The sequence below is a fragment of the Aurantibacter sp. genome (assembly GCF_042094015.1).
Classification (GTDB): domain Bacteria; phylum Bacteroidota; class Bacteroidia; order Flavobacteriales; family Flavobacteriaceae; genus Aurantibacter.
Map to the genome: position 1 here is coordinate 1 of NZ_JBELDZ010000002.1, position 21,150 is coordinate 21,150.

Annotated in this window: 20 protein-coding genes and 1 pseudogene; 6 read left to right on the forward strand and 15 right to left on the reverse strand. The window is 29.6% G+C overall.

Going from position 1 to position 21,150, the window contains the following annotated elements; genetic code table 11:
- On the reverse strand, window positions 1-280 hold a 280-nt coding region (locus tag ACFDSN_RS00450; protein ID WP_375237845.1), incomplete at its 3' end, for a glycosyltransferase.
- A 51-nt stretch (window positions 281-331) separates the two neighbouring features.
- Here ACFDSN_RS00450 and ACFDSN_RS00455 point away from each other — a divergent pair.
- On the forward strand, window positions 332-1,150 hold the full coding sequence (locus ACFDSN_RS00455) for a glycosyltransferase family 2 protein (protein ID WP_375237846.1): 819 nt from the start codon (window positions 332-334) through the stop codon (window positions 1,148-1,150).
- 6 nt (window positions 1,151-1,156) lie between these two features.
- Here ACFDSN_RS00455 and ACFDSN_RS00460 read toward each other — a convergent pair whose 3' ends face one another.
- Entirely contained in the window at window positions 1,157-2,236 is a 1,080-nt protein-coding gene (locus tag ACFDSN_RS00460) for a glycosyltransferase family 9 protein (protein WP_375237847.1), read from the reverse strand.
- A 143-nt stretch (window positions 2,237-2,379) separates the two neighbouring features.
- On the opposite strand from ACFDSN_RS00460, the gene ACFDSN_RS00465 reads away from it, so the two are divergent.
- Entirely contained in the window at window positions 2,380-3,129 is a 750-nt protein-coding gene (locus tag ACFDSN_RS00465) for a lipopolysaccharide kinase InaA family protein (protein WP_375237848.1), read from the forward strand.
- 77 nt (window positions 3,130-3,206) lie between these two features.
- Here ACFDSN_RS00465 and ACFDSN_RS00470 read toward each other — a convergent pair whose 3' ends face one another.
- The gene (locus ACFDSN_RS00470) at window positions 3,207-4,022 is read right to left on the reverse strand and encodes a 2,3,4,5-tetrahydropyridine-2,6-dicarboxylate N-succinyltransferase (RefSeq protein WP_375237849.1); all 816 of its coding nucleotides are present in this window, start codon (window positions 4,020-4,022) and stop codon (window positions 3,207-3,209) included.
- Between the two features lie 229 nt (window positions 4,023-4,251).
- Here ACFDSN_RS00470 and ruvX point away from each other — a divergent pair, with 229 nt between their 5' ends.
- From ruvX to mazG, 4 genes are all read left to right on the forward strand, one after another.
- The gene (gene ruvX / locus ACFDSN_RS00475) at window positions 4,252-4,662 is read left to right on the forward strand and encodes a Holliday junction resolvase RuvX (RefSeq protein WP_375237850.1); all 411 of its coding nucleotides are present in this window, start codon (window positions 4,252-4,254) and stop codon (window positions 4,660-4,662) included.
- A 12-nt stretch (window positions 4,663-4,674) separates the two neighbouring features.
- The gene (def, locus tag ACFDSN_RS00480) at window positions 4,675-5,265 is read left to right on the forward strand and encodes a peptide deformylase (RefSeq protein ID WP_375237851.1); all 591 of its coding nucleotides are present in this window, start codon (window positions 4,675-4,677) and stop codon (window positions 5,263-5,265) included.
- Window positions 5,266-5,319: 54 nt separating this feature from the next.
- A complete protein-coding gene (locus ACFDSN_RS00485; RefSeq protein ID WP_375237852.1) occupies window positions 5,320-5,733 on the forward strand; it encodes a DUF5606 domain-containing protein in 414 nt (137 codons plus the stop codon).
- 94 nt (window positions 5,734-5,827) lie between these two features.
- Entirely contained in the window at window positions 5,828-6,610 is a 783-nt protein-coding gene (mazG, locus tag ACFDSN_RS00490; protein WP_375237853.1) for a nucleoside triphosphate pyrophosphohydrolase, read from the forward strand.
- Between the two features lie 113 nt (window positions 6,611-6,723).
- Here mazG and ACFDSN_RS00495 read toward each other — a convergent pair whose 3' ends face one another.
- The 12 genes and pseudogenes from ACFDSN_RS00495 to ACFDSN_RS00550 form a co-directional block, all read right to left on the reverse strand.
- Window positions 6,724-7,227, reverse strand: a complete 504-nt coding sequence (locus ACFDSN_RS00495; protein ID WP_375237854.1) for a hypothetical protein — start codon at window positions 7,225-7,227, stop codon at window positions 6,724-6,726.
- Window positions 7,228-7,443: 216 nt separating this feature from the next.
- On the reverse strand, window positions 7,444-8,856 hold the full coding sequence (locus ACFDSN_RS00500; RefSeq protein ID WP_375237855.1) for an FAD-dependent oxidoreductase: 1,413 nt from the start codon (window positions 8,854-8,856) through the stop codon (window positions 7,444-7,446).
- Window positions 8,857-8,960: 104 nt separating this feature from the next.
- Window positions 8,961-9,740: an RluA family pseudouridine synthase gene (locus ACFDSN_RS00505; RefSeq protein WP_375237856.1), complete on the reverse strand. Its 780-nt coding sequence runs from the start codon at window positions 9,738-9,740 to the stop codon at window positions 8,961-8,963.
- Window positions 9,741-9,885: 145 nt separating this feature from the next.
- Window positions 9,886-11,823 (reverse strand): DUF349 domain-containing protein, encoded by a 1,938-nt coding sequence (locus tag ACFDSN_RS00510; protein ID WP_375237857.1) that lies wholly within the window; start codon window positions 11,821-11,823, stop codon window positions 9,886-9,888.
- An 88-nt stretch (window positions 11,824-11,911) separates the two neighbouring features.
- A complete protein-coding gene (locus ACFDSN_RS00515; protein ID WP_375237915.1) occupies window positions 11,912-12,643 on the reverse strand; it encodes a shikimate dehydrogenase family protein in 732 nt (243 codons plus the stop codon).
- A 9-nt stretch (window positions 12,644-12,652) separates the two neighbouring features.
- Window positions 12,653-13,654 (reverse strand): annotated as a pseudogene (locus ACFDSN_RS00520) (DUF368 domain-containing protein); the annotation flags it as partial.
- Window positions 13,655-13,662: 8 nt separating this feature from the next.
- Window positions 13,663-14,670, reverse strand: a complete 1,008-nt coding sequence (locus tag ACFDSN_RS00525; RefSeq protein WP_375237858.1) for a DUF368 domain-containing protein — start codon at window positions 14,668-14,670, stop codon at window positions 13,663-13,665.
- Window positions 14,671-14,721: 51 nt separating this feature from the next.
- On the reverse strand, window positions 14,722-16,116 hold the full coding sequence (locus tag ACFDSN_RS00530; protein WP_375237859.1) for a tetratricopeptide repeat protein: 1,395 nt from the start codon (window positions 16,114-16,116) through the stop codon (window positions 14,722-14,724).
- Between the two features lie 146 nt (window positions 16,117-16,262).
- Window positions 16,263-17,447 (reverse strand): aspartate aminotransferase family protein, encoded by a 1,185-nt coding sequence (locus ACFDSN_RS00535; RefSeq protein ID WP_375237860.1) that lies wholly within the window; start codon window positions 17,445-17,447, stop codon window positions 16,263-16,265.
- A complete protein-coding gene (locus ACFDSN_RS00540; protein WP_375237861.1) occupies window positions 17,447-19,264 on the reverse strand; it encodes an OstA-like protein in 1,818 nt (605 codons plus the stop codon). The genes ACFDSN_RS00535 and ACFDSN_RS00540 overlap by 1 nt, the downstream gene beginning before the upstream one ends.
- 129 nt (window positions 19,265-19,393) lie before the next feature.
- Window positions 19,394-20,665: an adenylosuccinate synthase gene (locus ACFDSN_RS00545; protein ID WP_375237862.1), complete on the reverse strand. Its 1,272-nt coding sequence runs from the start codon at window positions 20,663-20,665 to the stop codon at window positions 19,394-19,396.
- Between the two features lie 8 nt (window positions 20,666-20,673).
- Entirely contained in the window at window positions 20,674-21,126 is a 453-nt protein-coding gene (locus ACFDSN_RS00550) for a Fur family transcriptional regulator (RefSeq protein ID WP_375237863.1), read from the reverse strand.
- Window positions 21,127-21,150 lie beyond the last annotated feature (24 nt).

A 21,150-nucleotide genomic window follows, 5' to 3' on the forward strand; every position in this document is an offset into this window, starting at 1 on the left:
AATTGTAAATAAATTGTTTAGATTTTGGAAAAACATCTGCATCTAAAAATAAAATCCAATCATTTTTAGCAAACTGTAAGGCGTGATTTTTCTGATTAGAAAAATTATCGAAATCTCTAAAATGAATTTCACAACCCATTTGTTTAGCTATTTCAGCAGTATTATCTGTGCTATTGGAGTCTATAACTATAATTTGTGAAGCAAACTTAACAGATTGAATTGCTTCTTTTATATATGCTTCCTCGTTATAAGTAGGTATAATTACAGTTATAGAATTCATATCAAGTTTAAAATTCAAAATTACTAAAATAACTTTATATTTGTAGCTATAATGAAAACAGATACTTCAATAATTATTAGCACGTATAATTCACCTGAATGGTTAGCAAAAGTGCTTTACGGATATAACAACCAAACCTATCGTAATTTCGAGATTGTAATTGCAGACGATGGTTCTAAACAAGAAACTATAGATTTAATAGAATCTATAAAAACTGAAGTGTTTTACCCTATTATTCATATTTGGCATGAAGATAATGGATTTCAAAAATCTCAAATTTTAAATAAAGCCATAGTAGAATGTACAACTGACTATATTTTAATGTCAGATGGCGATTGTATTCCAAGAAAGGATTATGTAGAAGTCCATGTGAAAGAACGTGAGGAAGGTTATTTTCTTTCTGGTGGTTATTTTATGTTGCCTATGGATATTTCTAATACTATTACAAAAGATGATATTTATAAAGAAAATTGTTTTAATTTAAAATGGCTAAAAAACAATGGTTTAAAACCATCTTTTAAAAATAATAAATTAACATCTAAAGGTTTAAAGTCAACTTTATTAAATGCAGTTACACCAACAAATGCAAGTTGGAATGGACATAATGCCTCTGGATGGAAAAAAGATATTATTGCTATTAATGGTTTTGATGAACGCATGCAATATGGCGGACAAGATAGAGAACTTGGAGAGCGATTGATGAATTTAGGTATAAAGACCAAACAAATTAGATATTCTGCTATTTGTATACATTTAGACCATAAGCGTGGTTATAAAAATGAAACATCTATTGCTAAAAACAGAGCAATTAGAGATATAACTAAAACCGAAAAAAAGACTTGGACAGACTTTGGAATTATAAAGAAGTAAGCTTCTTTATTTTTTGTAAGCATAAAGATGTAACTCTAGAAAAGGCAACAAACGATTAAGAATTAGATTTGGTGTTAGCATATGATACAATTCAGACGGGTTTTCTTCTATTTTACGTCGTTCATCAACACTAAACTCATTAAAAAGATTAGGCTTTTCTTCTAATAAGTGTATAGATGTGTGTTTTTTACCATCTTCAAAACTCGCCCAATGATCTTTCATTACGTAAGGAGAAAATATGGTAAAACTAGGCTTGTCTAAAGCTTTTGTAATGTGAACAATACCACCTTCATTACCAACTAAAAGTTCACATTTATTCATGAGTTTTATAAATCCACGAATACTGTCTTCGTAAATATCTATTACTATTGCTTCTTTATTTTGGCAAGCGTCATAAATTTTTAAAGCATCATCTTTTTGATCTGGAGAGTAATTAAATAAAATGTTTACATTATATGTAAATGTTATTTTGTCTATTACGTTAACAATATAATCGTAAGGCATAGATTTTTGAGGTGTACTACCTAAAATACCTAGCATAATAAATGGTTTATTGTATTTTTCTATGCGGTTATATTTTTTTTCTTCTTCGGTTAAAAAAATGTGTGGCTCTGGGTCTAAATCGTTTTTCTTTAAATTAAAAACTGAAGACATCATATTTAATCTGTCTTCAATAGCCTTGCCACAGTTAAGCGTTTTTTCTTTTAAAAGTTTAACATTGTGTGTGTAAAATGGAAGTAACGGGTTTTTGTCTCTTTTTTTTGTTCCAATTCTCATTTTAGCTCTAGAAAATAAACAAATCAATCGGCTTTGCAATTTAGCGTATGGATCAAAAATAATATCATATTTATCTGCTCTAATTTTTTTAATCATTGCAAATAAATTTCCATATTTTTTTAATTCCTTTTCATTTACGCTAATTATGGTGTCAATGTTAGGGTTGTTTGTTATAACGCCAGTAGTGTAATTATAAACTAAATAATCAATTTTGCTATTAGGAAATAAACGTTTCATATTATTAGCAATAATAGACGCAATGAGTACATCTCCAATACGTTTGTTTTGTATCACTAATATCTTTTTCATGCTTGTTTAATGCTGTTTTGTTTATGCTGCAAAATAATTGTTTTTTATATGTAAAAATAAATATTCAGAATAAAATATTAAAACTATTAGAATGTTATTAGAGTTTTTAGGTTTCTTTTATCTTTGGTGCTTAAATAACAAGAATGCAAGAGCTATTTATTCATCCAAACTTCACATCCTTAAAATCTGAGCTTCAAGATTGTATCTCAAATTTTGAAATAAAAGGAGAATATGTAGTTAAAGGTGCTAGAAATAGCATTAAAAAATATAAAGTAGGAGATAAAGTTATAAATATAAAATCTTTTAAGTCTCCTAACTTGTTTAATAGTTTTATATATAAGTACATAAGATCAAGTAAAGCAAAACGATCTTTTGAATACGCTGTAAAGTTGGTAGAAAAAGGAATTAAAACACCTTTGCCAATTGCTTATTTTGAAGCATCTACATTCTCAGGATTAAAAACTAGCTACTATATTAGTGAACATGTAAATTATAATTTTGATTTTAGAGATTTAATTCATAAACCAAAATATCCAAATCGAACACTTATTCTTGAGCAGTTTACGGCATTCACTTTTAAGTTACATGAAAATAATATTGATTTTTTAGATCATTCTCCAGGAAACACATTAATCGTTAAAAAAAGTGATGTTGATTACGAATTTTACTTAATAGATTTAAATAGAATGCGTTTTAAATCAATGAGTTTTGATAATAGAATGCATAATTTTAGACGTTTATGGTTGTCTAAAACTATGATAAATATTATGTCTAAAACGTATAGCGAGTTGTACCAAAAATCAACCGAAGAAACTCATAAATTAATGACTAAATATAGTTACGAATTTCAAAAAAAAGTAAACCGTAAAAAGTTAAGAAAGGGTAAGAAATAAGAATAAAATAAACTAAAAAAGGGATTTAAATTTTCTATTTTAAATCCCTTTTTTATAATCTATAAAAACAAAACAGATTAAACCGCAACATTGTATTCGCGTAGCGCATCGTTTAAAGATGTTTTTTTATTGGTACTTTCCTTACGTTTTCCAATAATTAAAGCGCAAGGTACTTGAAATTCTCCTGCAGGAAATTTTTTAGTATAGCTGCCAGGAATTACAACAGAACGAGCAGGAACAATTCCTTTTGTTTCTAATGGTTCATTTCCAGTAACATCAATAATTTTTGTACTCATAGTTAAAACAACATTAGCGCCTAAAACAGCTTCTTTTTCAACTTTAACGCCTTCAACAACAATACAACGTGAACCAATAAAAGCACCATCTTCAATAATTACTGGAGCAGCTTGTAAAGGTTCTAAAACGCCTCCAATACCAACACCACCAGATAAATGTACATTTTTACCAATTTGAGCACAAGAACCAACTGTTGCCCAAGTGTCTACCATAGTTCCTTCATCTACAAAAGCACCAATATTTACATAACTTGGCATTAAAATAGTTCCAGAAGAAATATAAGCGCCATGTCTTGCAATGGCATTTGGAACCACTCTAATTCCTTTTTCTTTATAATTTCGTTTTAATGGTATTTTATCATGGTATTCAAAAATTCCAGCTTCTAAAGTTTCCATTTTTTGAATAGGAAAATACATTACAACAGCTTTCTTCACCCATTCGTTAACTTGCCAACCATTACCTGTAGGCTCTGCTACACGTAAATCGCCAGTATCTAATAAATCTACCACCTTTCTAATAGCATTTTGCGTATTATCTTCTTTTAGTAAATCTCGGTTATCCCAAGCAGTTTCTATTATGTCTCTTAAGTCTTTCATCAATTTTATTTTCTATAATATTTAATAGTTTTAGCGTGCCCAAAATGGTCGTGCTCTCAGCAGTCGCTTTTTAGTGTTGCATAAGCACAACTGCACTAAAAGAACTTCAACAATTGCTTCCATCACTCACGCAAATATAACTTCAATTTATAATTTGGCATAATATTTATGCATTACGAATATAAACCTTAAATTTGCACACATTTAAAAACAAGCGATAAATCATTATATGGCTCGATTATTAGCAATAGATTTCGGAAAAGTACGTACAGGATTAGCAGTAACCGACGAACTTCAAATTATAGCTTCTGGTCTAACAACCGTAGCTACAAAAGAAGTAATTGTTTATTTAAAAGATTATTGTGCTAAAGAAAGTGTAGAGTTGTTTTTAGTAGGAGAACCAAAGCAAATGGACAATACGCCTAGTGAAAGCGAATCTTTAATACTACCATTTATTGGACGGTTAAAACACGCATTTCCAGATATGCCAATAAAACGTGTAGACGAACGTTTTACATCTAAAATGGCTTTTCAAACTATGATAGATAGCGGTTTAAAGAAAAAGCAACGTCAAAACAAAGCGTTATTAGACGAAATTAGTGCAACAATTATATTACAAAGTTACCTTTATAATAAATAAAATAAAATAAACATGATATTACCAGTAGTAGCCTATGGCGATCCTGTATTAAAACAAGTAGCTAAAGAAATTACACCAGACTATCCAAATTTAGATGCCTTAATTGAAAATATGTACGAAACTATGTATGGCGCATCTGGAGTAGGATTAGCAGCACCACAGATTGGTAAAAGTGTCCGTTTGTTTTTAGTAGATGCATCACCTTTTGCCGAAGATGAAGCTTTACCTAAAGAAGAGCAGGAGTTCTTAAAAAACTTTAAACATACGTTTATAAATCCAGTAATTTTAGAAGAGTCTGGAGACGAATGGGCTTTTAATGAAGGTTGTTTAAGTATTCCAGATGTTAGAGAGGATGTGTTTAGAAAACCAGATATTAAAGTTCAATTTCAAGATGAGGATTTTAAAACTCATACAATGGAATTAACAGGTTTAGCTGCTCGTGTTTTTCAACATGAATTTGATCATATTGAAGGAGTTTTATTTACAGATAAGTTGTCTGGATTAAAAAAACGTTTAATAAAAGGAAAATTAGGAAACATTTCTAAAGGTAAAATTAATGTAGATTACAGAATGAAATTTCCTTTATTAAAAAAGAAGCGTTAAAAATTTGCATAACTATCCCAAACAATTCATATTTGCAACCTTTAAAACAATATTATGGCTTTAGATAAAGTATTAGCAATAGCAGGAAAACCAGGTTTATTTAAATTAGTAACACAAACAAGAGCAGGTTTTTTAGCACAATCTTTAATAGATAACAAAAAAATATCTGTTGGTGTACAACAAAATGTTAGTGTCTTAAGCGAAATTGCTATTTATACATTAACAGAAGAAGTTCCTTTAAATAAGGTTTTTAAAAATATTTCTGATAAAGAAAATGGTGAGCAAACAAGTGTTGGACATAAAGAATCTAAAGATAAATTAGAAGAGTATTTCTTTAATGTATTACCAGATTACGATGAAGATCGAGTATATGCAAGCGATATTAAAAAAGTAATTTCTTGGTATAATACTTTGCAAAAAAATGACTTATTAGATTTCTCTGAACCAGATGATTCTGAAGAAGAATAAGAAACATAAATTATAAAACACAGAATTCATCCAGCAACTTGCTGGATGTTTTGTTTTATGTACTTTTGAAATACAGGTTTTAACTACCAATTTTATGAATACCAGAGCAGACCAATTAAAAGCATTCGATAGATTATTAACCATTATGGACGAATTGCGAGAGAAATGTCCTTGGGATAAAAAGCAGACTATGGAAACGCTTCGTCATTTAACCATAGAGGAAACCTACGAGCTTGGAGATGCTATTTTGGATAATGACTTGGATGAAGTAAAAAAAGAGCTTGGAGACGTTTTATTGCATTTAGTATTTTATGCTAAAATAGGAAGTGAAACCAATCATTTTGATATTGCAGATGTGTGTAATGAGATTTGCGAAAAATTAATTCACCGTCATCCACATATTTACGGAGATGTAGTGGTTAAAGACGAAGAAGAGGTAAAGCGAAACTGGGAAAAACTAAAACTAAAAGAAGGTAAAACAAGTGTGTTACAAGGTGTTCCAAATAGTTTGCCTGCTCTAGTAAAAGCAAATCGCATACAAGATAAAGTTGCAGGTGTTGGTTTTGACTGGGAAAAGCCAGAGCAAGTTTGGGAAAAAGTAGAAGAGGAGTTAGAGGAGTTTAAAGTTGAGGTTGCTAAAAACGATGCAGATGCAATGGAAAGCGAATTTGGTGACGTTTTGTTTTCTTTGGTTAATTATGCACGTTTTAAAAATATAAACCCAGAAAACGCTTTAGAACGCACCAATAAAAAATTTAAAAAAAGATTTCAATATCTAGAAACAAAAGCAAAATCTCTAAATAAAGATTTAAAAGATATGACTTTGGCTGAAATGGATGTTTTTTGGGAGGAGGCGAAGCGACTTCCAAAAAAATAGTAGTTAGGAAAGGTTCGTTTAACGGTTATGTATAAGAATAGTTACGTTTTTAAAGACCTTTGATTAAGTACTAAACCACAATTATTTTTATACAGTGTTGTAAATAGGCTTTTTTATTTTATAATTCCGCTAAATGTTTTCGGTTCTCTATAAATGTTTATTCCGAAAAGATTCCAGTTCAAAATTCCATTTGCAGTAAATTTAGCTTTTCCATTCGGTTTATAATTATTAGTTTCAATCGAGATAAATACCCAATCGTAACCACTAATAAATCCAGTCAGGGAACTATTACTCTCTATAGGAATCAATTCGTTTTGTTCAATAGAATATTTTACGAGCATATTTATATCAAAAGTCAAATTATCTTCGGGTTTTACTTTTTCTACTTTTGAATTATTCTTTTTGTCATAGTTGTTTGTTATGGTGATTCGGTTCGTTTTTTCCTCCGAATTAGCAGCAGAAATTACTTGAACAATCCCAATTACCAATACAAATATTGAAACAACTTTAAATTTAGGGTTAAAAATTCGTTTACCTTTTCTAATAAATCCGACAATCAGGTATAGAAAATAGAAAAGAATAATTAAATTAATAATTGACCAAAGTAAATGTATCATAAATTTTCGTTTTTAAGCTTGTTTACAACGGTCAGGGTATGACTATGCATCGACTAAATTTGTGCCAGTTTATTAATTTTATTTCTTAACTTGATAAAAATCTAACAACAAAACATATACCCTGAGCGTTAAATGAAGTTAGGTGAAAAAAATAACAATGTCAAGCTTTAAGTTGTTGAGATTGGACTGTAAAAGATAGAGGGATTAATTAGAAAATTACAACAACACATCTTTAATTTTAGCATCTTCTTGGTATTCCACATCTGTGTTAATCTCCCATAAATCAATATGTTTGCCTGTAGTGATTTTTTCAGCTGCTAAAATTCCCATTAAAATAGAATGGTCTTGGTTATTATATTTAAAAGAACCATATCTACCAATTGGTATTAAGTTCTCTATAGTATCTAAATAGCTTTCTACTTCTTTTAATGGTTTTTGATAACCGGTTTCGTAAACAGGATAACATCTAGGAACTCTAATAATTTTAGAGTTTAAAAACTTAGTTTCTTTAGGTATTAGGTTTAGAGTTTTTATTTCTTTAATAGCTAATTCTGAAATATTTTCATCTTTATCTGTCCAAATTTCATCTTCATTAAAAGCCCAAAACTCCATACATAGAATAGTAGTGTCTTTGTCTTTATTTAATGTTGGACTCCAATTTCTAAAATTTGTAATTCTACCGTGTTTAACCTCTGGAGAATGCACATAAATCCAATTGTCTTTAAATAAGTCTAAAGCATCTACTTCTAAGTAAACTAAAATGGTATTTCTAAAATAAAGTTTATTTACAGCTTTAGTAATCTGTGTTGGCACATTTTGTAGGCCTTTTAATAATAGAGTTAATGGCATTGTAGAAATAACCACGTCTGCAAATACTTGTGTGCCATCTGTTAACTCTATTCCAATTGCTTTTCCGTTAGCATCTTGAATAACGTTAGAGACTTTTTTATTTAAATTAATTTGTCCGTTATGTTCTGTAATATAATTTGCAGCACGTTCGTACAAAGTTCCTGTTCCGTAGTTAGGATAGGCAAATTGATCTATTAATGTTTTGTGTTTATTACCAATATTTCCGAAAAACGCACTTTTTACAGCTTCAAATAACGATAAAGATTTTATGCGTTGTGCAGCCCAATCTGCATCAATTTTAGAACAAGGAATTCCCCAAAGTTTTTCGGAATAATGTTTAAAGAAAATTTCATAAAGTTTTGTTCCAAATCGGTTAGAAACCCATTTTTCAAAAGTGTCAGGGTTCTTTATAGGTACTAATCGAACTTTAGCATAATCCCATAAAATTTGAAAAATTGTAAATATAGAAAGGTTTCTTAATACGTTAAAAAGCTTTATTGGATAATTAAAAAAGGTATTTTTATAATAAATACGTGTTAATCTATTTACTAAAGTATAATCGTCTTTTATAAGTGTAGTAAAGAAATCGTTAATATGCTTTTCCTTAGAAAAAAAACGATGTGGACCTAAATCTACGCGTTGTCCCCATAAATCAAAACTTCTTGACATTCCACCAACATATGGCGAAGCTTCAAAAATTTCAACGTTTACGTTTTCTTTGGCTAATTTATAACCGCAACTTAAACCTGCTGGTCCAGCACCAATAATTATAACTTTCATTAATTAATTAATTAATTTGTTCTTTTTAATTTACGCTGTACTGTAAAGATGCAAAATACTATAATTGTTATAATATTTAGTGTTTATTATATTTTATTAAATAGCTACAGTTCTAAATCGAATATTTTTCTAAATCGTTTTGGTAATTGATCTTTAATAGAAATGATTTCTTTTGTAAATGGATGTTTGAATTCTAAAGCATAAGCATGTAAATACATTCCTTTTCCATTTAAAATTAAATTATTTAAAAAGTAATCTTTGTCGCCCAAAATTGGGTTTCCAATACTATGTAAGTGTTTTCTTAGTTGGTGTTTTTTTCCTGATTTAGGATTTAAATTGACTAAATTTAATATTTCAAAACGTTTGGATGGTACACTTGATAAAACGTTGTAGCTAGAAATGGCATCTTTACCTTCTATGGTAGTATTTATAGTGCCACTTTTTTGCATTTTTCCAATAGTAATAGCGTAGTAGCGTTTTTGTATGATTTTGTCTTTAAAAAGATTATTTAAAGCTGTAATACTAAGTGTGGTTTTTCCAATTAACAAAAGACCTGTTGTTGCGTAATCTAATCTATGAGCTGGTTGTGGTTTTGTAGCATTTGGTAAACTGCTTTTTTTTAAGTTTTGTATTAATGCATTTGTAACAGTTTTAAATGCATTACCACTAACCAAAAGACCTGCAGGCTTTTTTATAATTGCTAAATAATCGTCTTGAAACAAGACATCTAACTTCTGCTTAAATTGTTTCTTTTGTGGTATAATTTCTGGTGCAGAATAGGTTAAGGTTTCTCCTCCATAAATATAAGTTGCAGAAGTTCCTATAACACCATTTACACTAATAAATCCTTTTTTTAAGGCTTTTTTTAAAGCAGACTTACTCATCACCATTGTAAATATGCCAACGCCATAATCTTGAAGTCTTATAGGTTTTTCTTGTGTAATTACTATGTGACTTTGTTCTTGGATAAGATTTTGTTTTATTGATTTAATAAAAAAGCCTCTAAATATTTAGAGGCTTTTTAAAGTATTAGTTTTCGGTTTCTTGAGTTTCAGTATTATTAGCTTCTGGTTGTGGCTCGTTAGCTTTTCTAAGTTGCTTAATCAGTTTGTATTTGTTTTGCCATAAACCTAAGCTGTCTTTATGTTTTTCAATGTTTTTATATACATCTTTAACTAAAGGATTATCTGCTTTTGCATTGCTAAAAAATTGCAAGTTATTTTCGAGTTGATTAATTTCTCCTCTAACATCATCCATTTTTTTACGGATATAGTTTTGTTCATTATCTAATAAACGTCCATCTTTAGCAGAAGCTAAGTCTTGAATTTTATTTTCAAACTTAATCATTTCAGCTTCGGTTTTATTCAGGTCTAAAGACGTAAATAATGTATCTAAAGTTTGATTAAAATCGTTTTCTATATTACGTTTATTACTTGGAACTCTACCAATAGTTTTCCATTGATTGATGTAATCTTTAATTGTTACTAAGTCTTCCTTTTGATTTCCTTTTAAGGTGATTGCAGCAACTTCTTTTAATAAAGTTTCTTTTGTGGTAAAGGCAGTTTCTTCTTCAGCACTTGCTTCGTTACGTTTTTCTTTAATTCTGTCAAAATACGAATTACAAGCACCTCTAAATTGCTTCCAGATTCTATCGCTATCTTTTCTTGGTACGTGACCAATATTTCGCCAATCTGCTTGAATTTTTTTCATTAAAGGTGTTGTAGAAGCAAAGTCTTCGCTTGCCATATTGGCTTCAGCAATTTTTACTAATTCTAATTTTTTAGCTAAGTTGTTAAGTTGCTCTCCTTTTAACCCTTTGTAGTATTCGTTTTTGTTACGGTTAAAGCTTCTAACTGCAGCTTTGAATTCTGCCCAAGTAGCTTCGTTTACCTTAATAGGTACTTTTCCTGCTTTAAAGAAAGCTTCGCGTAAAGATTCAATTTCTTTAATTTTATTTTGCCAGCCACTATGATTGTCTATTTTTTCTGCAGCTAAAGTTTCGATTTTAGAAATAATTTCCTTTTTGTGTTCTAAATTTTTGATATACAAAGCGTCTAATTCCTTATAGTAATCTTGACGTTTATCATTGATTTTACGAGTTGCTTCTTTGAAACGTTCCCATACTGGTTCACGATGTTCTCTAGCAACTGGACCAATATCTTCCTTCCATATTTTGTGAAGATTTTGTAACTCTCTAAACGATCTATTTGTATTCTCGTCTTTAACTAATTCTTCAGCTCTAAGAATAATTTTTAATTTTTCAAGTAAATTATGTTCGAAATCTTTATCTCTTAAATCACGATCCAAATGCATTAAATCATAGAAACGCTCCACGTTAAAATGGTAGCTGTTCCATGCGTTATTATATTTATCTCTTGGAATTGGACCAGCAGATTTCCATTGGTTTTGTAATTCTTTAAATTGTTTGTGTTTATTACCTATTGAATCTTCATTATCAATAACAGTTTTCATGTTCTCAATAATTTCTAGTCTTAAACTTAGATTAGATTTTAAATTGTTTTCTAAATTTTTATAATAAGTCTTAGTTTTTTGTCTGTATTCTTTAAAGGCGTTATTAAAACTCTTCTTTAAAGGTGTAGAGTAGTAGAAGTCTATTTCGTTTCCGCCTTCGGCTAAAAACTCTTCTTTTTTGTCTTCTAAAAGTGTATTGAATTTGGTGTCAAAAGCCGTTTTTATTCCATCTACGTGTTTTTTTATAGTCTGAATTTTTTGGTGTTCTACCAAGTTTTCAAGCTCTAAAACTAATTCGTCTAGAGATAAGGTGTCATAATCCTTTTCTTCGATATCATGACGTTCTAGATGGCTTTCATCTTCTGCATCTTCTGCATTAGAATTATCTATTTCATTAATTAACTCATCTGAAGCTGTGTTTACTTCTTCGTTATTAATAGCTGCTGTGTTTTCCTCAATTCCTTCTGCTTTTGGCAGGTTATCTTGCTCAGACATTATAAAAATGTTTTATTTATTAAATACTAATTTAGACTTTAAAGATAGTGCTAAGCTATAAGTTTTCAAAGTAAAGCTTATAAATCCTTTATTTATTCCATATTTTCCAAGATTTTTCTGCTTGTAACTCTAACATTTCTAATCCGTTTTTTGTTTTTGCACCTTGTTTTTTACCACGTTTTAAAAACTCAGTTTCAGAAGGGTTATAGATTAAGTCGTAAAAAAGATGTTGAGTATTTATAGATCCGTAAGGTATATTTGGACAAGATTCCGTGTTTGGAAACGTGCCTAAAGGTGTACAGTTTATAATAATATGATATTTTGAAAGTACTTCTCTTGTGATGTCTTCATAACCTATAATGTTATTTTTAGCTATTCTAGACACCAATATGTAAGGGATTTTTAATCTTTCCAAAGCGTAAGAAACCGCTTTGCTTGCTCCGCCAGTACCCAAAATTAAAGCTTTTTTATGATGGCTTTCTAAAAGTGGTTTTAACGATTTTTCAAAACCATAATAATCTGTGTTAAAACCTTTTAGTTTTCCGTGCTTTGTGATTTTAATAGTATTTACAGCACCAATTTGTGCAGCTTTACTATTTAAACCATCTAATAACGGAATAATAGTTTCTTTGTAAGGAATAGTTACGTTATAACCTTTTATTGTACTGTCTTTAGTTACTGTTTTGAAGTCTTCAATTTTTGCTAAATCAAAATTTTGATAACTTGAGTTTAGAATGTTTTCGATTTTAAATTTTTTAGTAAAAAAACTTTCAGAAAAAGAGTAAGAAATGTTTTTGCCTATTAAGCCAAATTTACGCATATGATTGTTTTTTTTATCATAATATCCTAATACTAAAACTATGCCAATACCCAAAATTATATAAAAAACAGAAATTAGAGATTCTTGATTTAATTCGGGAATAAATCGTTGATAGTTTTCTATTGTAGGTTGGTTTTTAGAATCTAAAATAAGTGTATTGTATCTATCTGTTTTATAAAGTATAGTTTTAAAAGGCCAAACAACTCCTAAACTTCCTGTAATAAAACCAATTATTGAAGCTATTGTAATGCTTTTGTAATGTTTTAGTATATAATTTAATAGATGAGAAAACGTTACTAATCCGGTTATGGATCCTAATGTGAATACAATTAAAACTTTAAGCATTCTAAGACGTTCTAAATTATTTAGAAAACTAAAGTCACCGGTTAAAACTTCAATAAACGTATCGTAAAGCGCATTAACAGAATCAACTAAAAGTAGTACATAATTGCCTAAAAGAATTAATATGAAGGATCCAGAAAAACCAGGTAATGTCATCCCTGAAACACTAATAATTCCACACAAAAACACAAACCATAAATTGTCATTTTCTGTTGCAGGTCTTAAAAAAGTAATGCTTAGACCTAAAATAATTCCAATAATTAAAGACGTGATAGTGGTTTTTTTCCAATCTTTAAAATCCTTACTTATGTATATAATAGAGCCTATAATCATTCCAAAAAACACACTCCAAACATATAATTCATAATGTTTTATAAGGTAATCTAGTAATTTTGAAATACTAAAATAGCTTATAATCATTCCAAGAAATAGTAAGCTCAAAAAAGTACCATTTACATAATTAAAAAACGATTTAAATCTTCCTGTAAAAAGAAACTTAAAAGCATTTTTATTAAATCGTTGTAAAGAATAAATGAACTCTTCATAAAAACCAGCTACAAAAGCTACTACACCACCAGAAACACCAGGTACTTTGTTGGCTGCGCCCATTGCTAGTCCTTTTAAGACTAGAAGTACGCGACTTTTAAAAGTTTTAAGTGGCTGCTCCATTAATACGGTTATTTTTTTTGACCAAACTTTTCTAAGCTAAAAATAGTTAAAAAACCTAGAATCATTAGTCCAATAACAGCAAAACTTTGTGAGCTAATTAAATTGTTAATTTCTGAATAGTGAGTTGCCCAAATACTTTCTTCAACAATTGTTTTATAAGTTTCAAAATCTTGTGTTTGTTTTTGTAATACAGATAAAGTTCCTAAATTACTAACGTCAGAAAATAGTATAATTTCTCCTGTAGTTTCATTTAAAACAGATATGGTTTTTTTGTATGGCCAAATTTTATTTAAAGAACCAAATATGAACCCTGTTAATATTGCTAGAGTAGTGTTGTGGTAATTTTTAAATAACCATTTTAATAAATGGCTAAAACTTAAAAGACCAACCAATGCACCAAAAGCAAAAATGACTATTTTTTTAATATCGAAATCATGAAATGCATCACTTAATGTTTTATATGCGCCAAGAACAACTAAGATAAAAGAACCAGAAATGCCTGGTAAGATCATTGCACAAATAGCAATTGCTCCAGCAACAAATAAAAAATAAGGATTAGTGTTAGCACCTAAAGAAGGAAGAGATGTTATATAATACGCCAAAATTGCACCAATAATAAGTGCTGTAATTGTTGAAATACGCCACTTTTTTATTTGTTTACCAACAAAGAAAATACTGGCAATAATTAAACCAAAGAAAAACGACCATATTAAAACAGGATGTTGTTCTATTAAAAATTTTGCTAAGCGCATAAAGCTTACAAAACTAACTACAATACCTGTTAAAAGCGCAAGTATAAAATTACCATTTAATTTGGACCAAAAAGACTTGAAGCCATCTTTTTTTAGTGTGGTAAATAATGATAAGTTTACGTTGCTAATTGTAGTAATTAACTCTTCATAAATACCAGAAATAAAGGCTATTGTTCCGCCAGAAACTCCAGGTACAGCATCTGCTGCGCCCATTGCAGTTCCTTTTAATGCTATTACAAAATAATCTTTTATGCTACGTTGCATTTGCTTTTAGTTTTAAAACCTAAAGGTATGCAAAATATAAAAGAAGCCTTTTTATAAAATGAATTTTTTTAAAGCATTTACATATAAAGGAGATTCTGATAATAGTGGAAATAATTCTTTAATTACAAAAAGATACTCCTTGTCAAAATTCATTCCATTACTTAAATGATAGGTTGCTTTTTCTATTTCGTGCAGCTTGAAGTAAATGCCAGCTAATCGGAATTCAATTTCTGCATTTTCAGGATGATACTCCATTGCTTGTAGCAAGTTATACATAGCAGTTTCTTCTTCACCTAACTTAATTAAAATGTCAGCTCTTGTAAGCCAGGTTTCTAGCTCATAATTACCTAATTCTATAGTTTTTTTGTAGCCACGTTCTGCTTCTTCAAAAAAGTTTAATCGTAAATTAATACTAGCATACAAATTCCAGTATGTTACATTTTCAGAATCAAGATGTATTGCTTTATTTATGTAATATAACGCTTTCTGGAAATTGTTTTGTTTCGAATAAAACTTGGTAATTGCAATCCAACCTTTATCTAAAGATGGATCTTCGTGAACTGTTTTATAATAATATTCTAAAGCTAATTTATTATTACCTAGTTTTTCATAACATTTTGCAATTTGTAAAAGCGCAAAAGAAGTTGGATCTTCTAAACTTAAAGTAATTGCATAATTTTCTATAGCCTTATTATGCTTATTTAGTTTTTCTAATGTTTTTCCTTTTTCGATATATGCTCCTACAAAAGTATCGTCTGATATAATAGCAAAATCAAAAGCTCTTAATGCTTTTTTGTAATCTTTTAAATCGTAATGTAATTTACCTAGTTGATGCCAAGCAATTTCCGAATAAGGGTTTGCGTCTAAATATTTATTTAGAAACTCTATAGCTTCCTTCGTTTGTTCTAAAAATTCAAAACAGTATATTACGTTGTAAAGTGATGCATAATCATATTTGTCCACTTCTAAACATTTCATAAAGCTGTTTTTAGCATCTTCAAATTGATCTAAGAATAAATATTCCATTCCAATTAAAGAGTAAATATCTGATGTTTCTTGACTTAACTCTAAAGCTTTAGATAAAAAAGTTATCGCTTCTTTATGTTTATCTTGTTTAGACAATAAATTAGCTTTCTGTATATAAACCTCTTCGTTAGTTGGTTCTAATAAGTGAAGTTCATCTAATATCTGATTAGCTTTTGGTAAATCATTTTCAAAAATGTAGATTTCAACTTTAAATAATTTCAAATTTGTTGAAAAAGGATGCTGATCCAAACCTAGTTTAATAGCTTTTTTAGCCAAAGCAACTTTTCCATTATTTAAATAAAAATGAATAATACTTTCAAATTCATCTGAATCAAAAAACAACAAACTGTTGGTTTTTAACATCTTCTCGAACTTTGAAATCGATATTTTATGATTTGGTTCTTCTTGACTAAACTGCATATGCAAGCTATTTAATTACATTTAAATGTAATGTCTATTTTACTTGAAGCGGCATTTTATAAGAAATGTTTTTAACAAAGTAATAAACATTTCTTGTGGCGCTAGTTTTTGTTTTTAGGTTGATTTTTGAGATATAAAAATAATATTTAATTATTTTTTATATTATTAAGTAAGTCAATAATAATGCCACAACCTTTCAGGATTTCTTCGTTAGAAATAGTTAAAGGTGGCGTAATTCTAATGGCTTTAGTTTCAAATAATAACCAGAATAAAATTAAACCTTGCTCTTGTGCTTGTAAAACCACTTGGTTGGTAATATCTGCTGAAGCTGTAATAACTGCTAACATTAAACCTTTTCCTCTAATTTCTGTTATTAATGGATGCTTTAAATATTTTCTGATTAACTTTTCTTTTTCCAAAGCTTCTGTCATTAAGTCACTTTCGTTAACTTCTTTTATTGTAGCTAATGCTGCCGCTGCAATTACGGGATTTCCTCCAAATGTAGTAATGTGTCCTAATTTGGGCTTATCTTTTAGTTGCGACATTAATTCTGTAGATGCTGTAAATGCACCTATTGGTAATCCACCTCCAAGACCTTTACCAGTAACTAAAATGTCCGGAATTACGTTATAGTTTTCAAAACCAAATAATTTACCGGTCCTTCCAATTCCTGGTTGAATTTCATCTAAAATTAATAAAGCTCCAACTTCTTTACATCTAGCTTTGACTTTTGTTAAATAATTATTTATAGGTTCTATAAAGCCAGCACCACCTTGAATGGTTTCCAAAACAACGCAAGCAGTTTTTGTAGTAATATGCTTTAAATGCGGTTCATAGTTAAATGTAATATGACTTATGCCTGGTAATAATGGTCTAAAAACACTTTTGCGCTCCTCAAAATCCATTAAACTTAAAGATCCAATTGTATTTCCGTGATAAGCGTTATGCGCTGCAATAATCTGACTTCTTCCGGTTGCCCTACGAGCTAATTTTAATGCACCTTCAATTGCTTCTGTACCAGAATTTACTAAATATGTTTGGTTTAAAGGTTCTGGCAAATGGTTTGCAAAATATGTAGCTAAATCTACTGCTGGTTTTTGTGCATATTCGCCATAAACCATAACATGCATATATGTTTCTGCTTGCTTTTGAATGGCTTTAACTACTTTTGGGTGACAATGGCCTAAACTACAAGCTGAAACTCCAGCAACAAAATCTAAATATGCTTTATTCTTTGTGTCGTAGATGTAGCTGCCTTTTGCATGAGAAATCTCTAATGCTAAAGGATACGGTGATGTTTGCGCTTGATATTTAAAAAAACCTTGCTTCATTATTTTTTTGGAGCTACTTCTAGAATTGGTTTAGCTACTAGTTTGCGTTTTCCTTTTTTGTTTTTTGAAATGAATTTTTTAGGTAAATTTCTTGATGATTTTGGTAGTTTATCTTTTTTTGTGAGGTTTTTGTCTTCAGCAATTTTGTCTGCATCAATCATACGATTGATTAGTTTCTCATCGAAAAATTCTTCTTCTGGAAGCGCTTCTTCAATACCTTTTATTTTAGGTAAATTAAGTGGTAAATCCTCAGAAAATAAATCCTCTACATTTTTAGGTCTTTCTTCTTCTCTCCAATTGAAACCTTTTAGAATGCGCTCTTTAGCATTAATTTCTTCTTCTTTAAAAAGTGTACCATCTACTTGTTGTAATTTTCTTAATTCTACAACATCTTGACTTTCAAAAAAGATAGAAATATTGGCAGATTTGGAACGTTCTATGCCAATTAAATCATCTTCTTCGTTTCTAGCGTAGTAAATAGATTCGGCATTTTTTAGTATGTCTACTTGATAAATTTCATTTTTGTCATTAAATAATCCAATCAAACGTTGACCGGAAATTTGATTATAGCCATTAACATCTATGCTGTCTTTACTTATCATAAAAGCATTTTTAAATACTTTGAGCGAATCTATTTTTTCTGTTTCAGGATTAGATATAATATGGATTGTATCTCCAGTCATCTGATTTTTTAGGTGCCATAAAACAGGTTTTCTTGTTTTAGAAAATGCATCAATTTTACCTTTGTTAATATTAATTAACTCGGTTAGTCCTTTTTGATGATTAACATGAAGTGAATCAGCTTTTCCACTTAAATCAGATTTATAGATTTTAGCATTCTTAAAAGCTCTAGTAATGCGTTTGTCTGCTTTACCAGTAACCATTAATGTATCTGCGTGAATATATATACTATCGTTTTCTTGAATTGTTATAGCTAAAGCACGTTTAGTAATAAAAACAGAATCTTTTGCCCTATACACTTCGGCATAATGACCTTTTATTATACTGTTGTTTATGGTGTCTGTAACTGTAATATTATTTGTAGCTGATGCAAAATTCTTACTTCTATCAAAATATAAACTATCACCTTTTACTTCTCTGTTATCATAATCAATTTTTGCGTTTTTTTCAAAATAACCTGTGTCATTATTAGTATCGTAAAAACCACGTTCACTATAAATTTCACTTGTTTCTCCTACAATATCAGATGGACCATACATATAGGCGTGACCTGTTTCTGTATAAAAATCTAACTGATTTGTAGTTAATATATATTCTGGATTTACCAATTTAACTGTGTTAAGGAAGCGGTATTTTTTCTCCTTCATATAAAAACGTCCAACTGTACTTGTAATAACACCTGAAGAATCTCTAACTACGCGTCCGCCAGATTTATAATAAGCTTGTTGTGCTTCTCTATTAAAATATAAAGTATCTGTTGTTAGTGTAGAGCTTGGTTCGGTTAATAATACATCACCACTTGCAAATGCTAATTTTGTTTTACCAGAATATTCTGCATACTTAGCGGTAAGGTTAATAGTATCTCCTTGTTTCATTACTACATTTCCATAAGCTTCAATAAAATCTTCTTTACCATAAAAAATAGCTTTATCGCAATACATATCAATTCCTTCGTGATAAATATGAACTTGAGCTTGATTATTTCGTGTAAGAATACTTGCTCCAGGATGATTTTTTTCATCTTTATCTCCAAAGCCCGCTTCTTTAATTTCTATAGTTTTATTTTGAGTAAAAGCTATTTGCGTAATTAAACCAAAAAGAAAGAGTAGGAGATATGTAGATTTTAAATGTTTCAATGTTAATTGTGTTTGATTTCAAAAGTAACAATATTATTAATGTGCTATTGTACTTTATGAAATATTTAATACCAAAAAACCTGCCAATAGATTTAAAGGCAGGTTTTTGTTACTATATTTAAAAATAGACTATCTGAAAATTGTTTGTTTTCTGTCTGGTCCAACAGAAACTATTTTTATTGGTGTGTCTAATTCTTTTTCTAAAAATGCAATATAATCGTGAACTTCTTTAGGTAGTTCAGCTTCAGTACTCATTTTAGTTAAGTCTTCTTTCCAACCTTTAAATTCTTGATATATAGGTGTTACGTTTTCCGGTTCAATACTATATGGTAAGTGAGAAATTTCTTTTCCTTTATATAAATATTTAGTTGCTACTTTAATAGAATCAAATCCAGATAAAACATCAGATTTCATCATCATTAATTGTGTAACTCCATTTACATCTACTGCATATTTTAATGCTACTAAATCTAACCAACCACAACGTCTTGCTCTTCCTGTAACAGCACCAAATTCGTTACCAATCTTAGCCATTTTAGCTCCAACTTCATCAAATAATTCTGTTGGAAAAGGCCCAGAACCTACACGAGTGGTATAAGCTTTAAATATTCCATAAACATCTTTTACTTTGTTTGGAGCAACTCCTAAACCTGTACAAGCGCCAGCAGCAGTTGTGTTACTTGATGTTACAAATGGATATGTTCCAAAATCTATATCTAATAAAGATCCTTGAGCACCTTCTGCTAAAACTGTTTTTCCTGCTTTTAAGTTGCTGTTAATAAATTCTTCACTATCTATAAATTGTAATTCTTTTAAACGTTCTACAGCATCAAAAAATTCCACTTCCATTTCGTCTAAGTCATACTGTACATCTACGTTATAGAATTTAATCATAGCTTCATGTTTATTAGCAAGGCTACGGTATTTTTCTTTCCAGTTAGGTAATTCTAAATCACCAATTCTAATTCCATTACGTCCGGTTTTGTCCATATATGTTGGACCAATACCTTTTAATGTAGAACCAATCTTTGCTTTTCCTTTACTAGCTTCACTTGCAGCGTCTAATAAACGATGTGTTGGAAGAATGACATGAGCTTTACGAGAAACGATAAGTGTTTTTTTATAGTCAATTTTAAATTGATCAAGACCTTCCAATTCTTTAATAAAAACTACTGGGTCAATTACAACACCATTACCAATAACATTGGTAGAGGTTTTATGAAAAATTCCAGAAGGAATAGTTCTTAAAACATGTTTAATACCGTCAAATTCTAGAGTATGACCTGCATTTGGTCCTCCTTGAAAACGAGCGATAATATCATAGTTTGCTGTTAATACATCGACAATTTTTCCTTTGCCTTCATCTCCCCATTGTAATCCAAGTAGTAAATCTACTGCCATTTTTTTAGTTATTTAGTATCTTTACGTGTGCCGTAAAAATATAATGAATGATTGGTTATATTGATATCAAAAACCTCTTCGATGGTTTTTTTAATAGTTTGAATTCTTGGGTCGCAAAACTCGATAACCTCGCCAGTATCTGTTAATATAACGTGATCGTGTTGTTTATCGAAATATGATTTTTCATAATGAGCTTGACTTTGTCCAAATTGGTGTTTACGAACTAAGGCACATTCTAAAAGTAATTCTATCGTATTGTAAAGTGTAGCTCTGCTAACACGATACTTTTTGTTTTTCATTTTTATGTACAAAGATTCGATATCGAAATGCTCGTCACTTTCATAAATCTCTTGCAAGATAGCGTAGCGTTCTGGTGTTTTTCGATGGCCTTTGGTCTCTAAAAACTTAGTAAAGACATTTTTTACAATATCTTGGTTTTTTAATGTTGTTGTTTCATTCATATTTGCGGTTGCAAATTTACACAA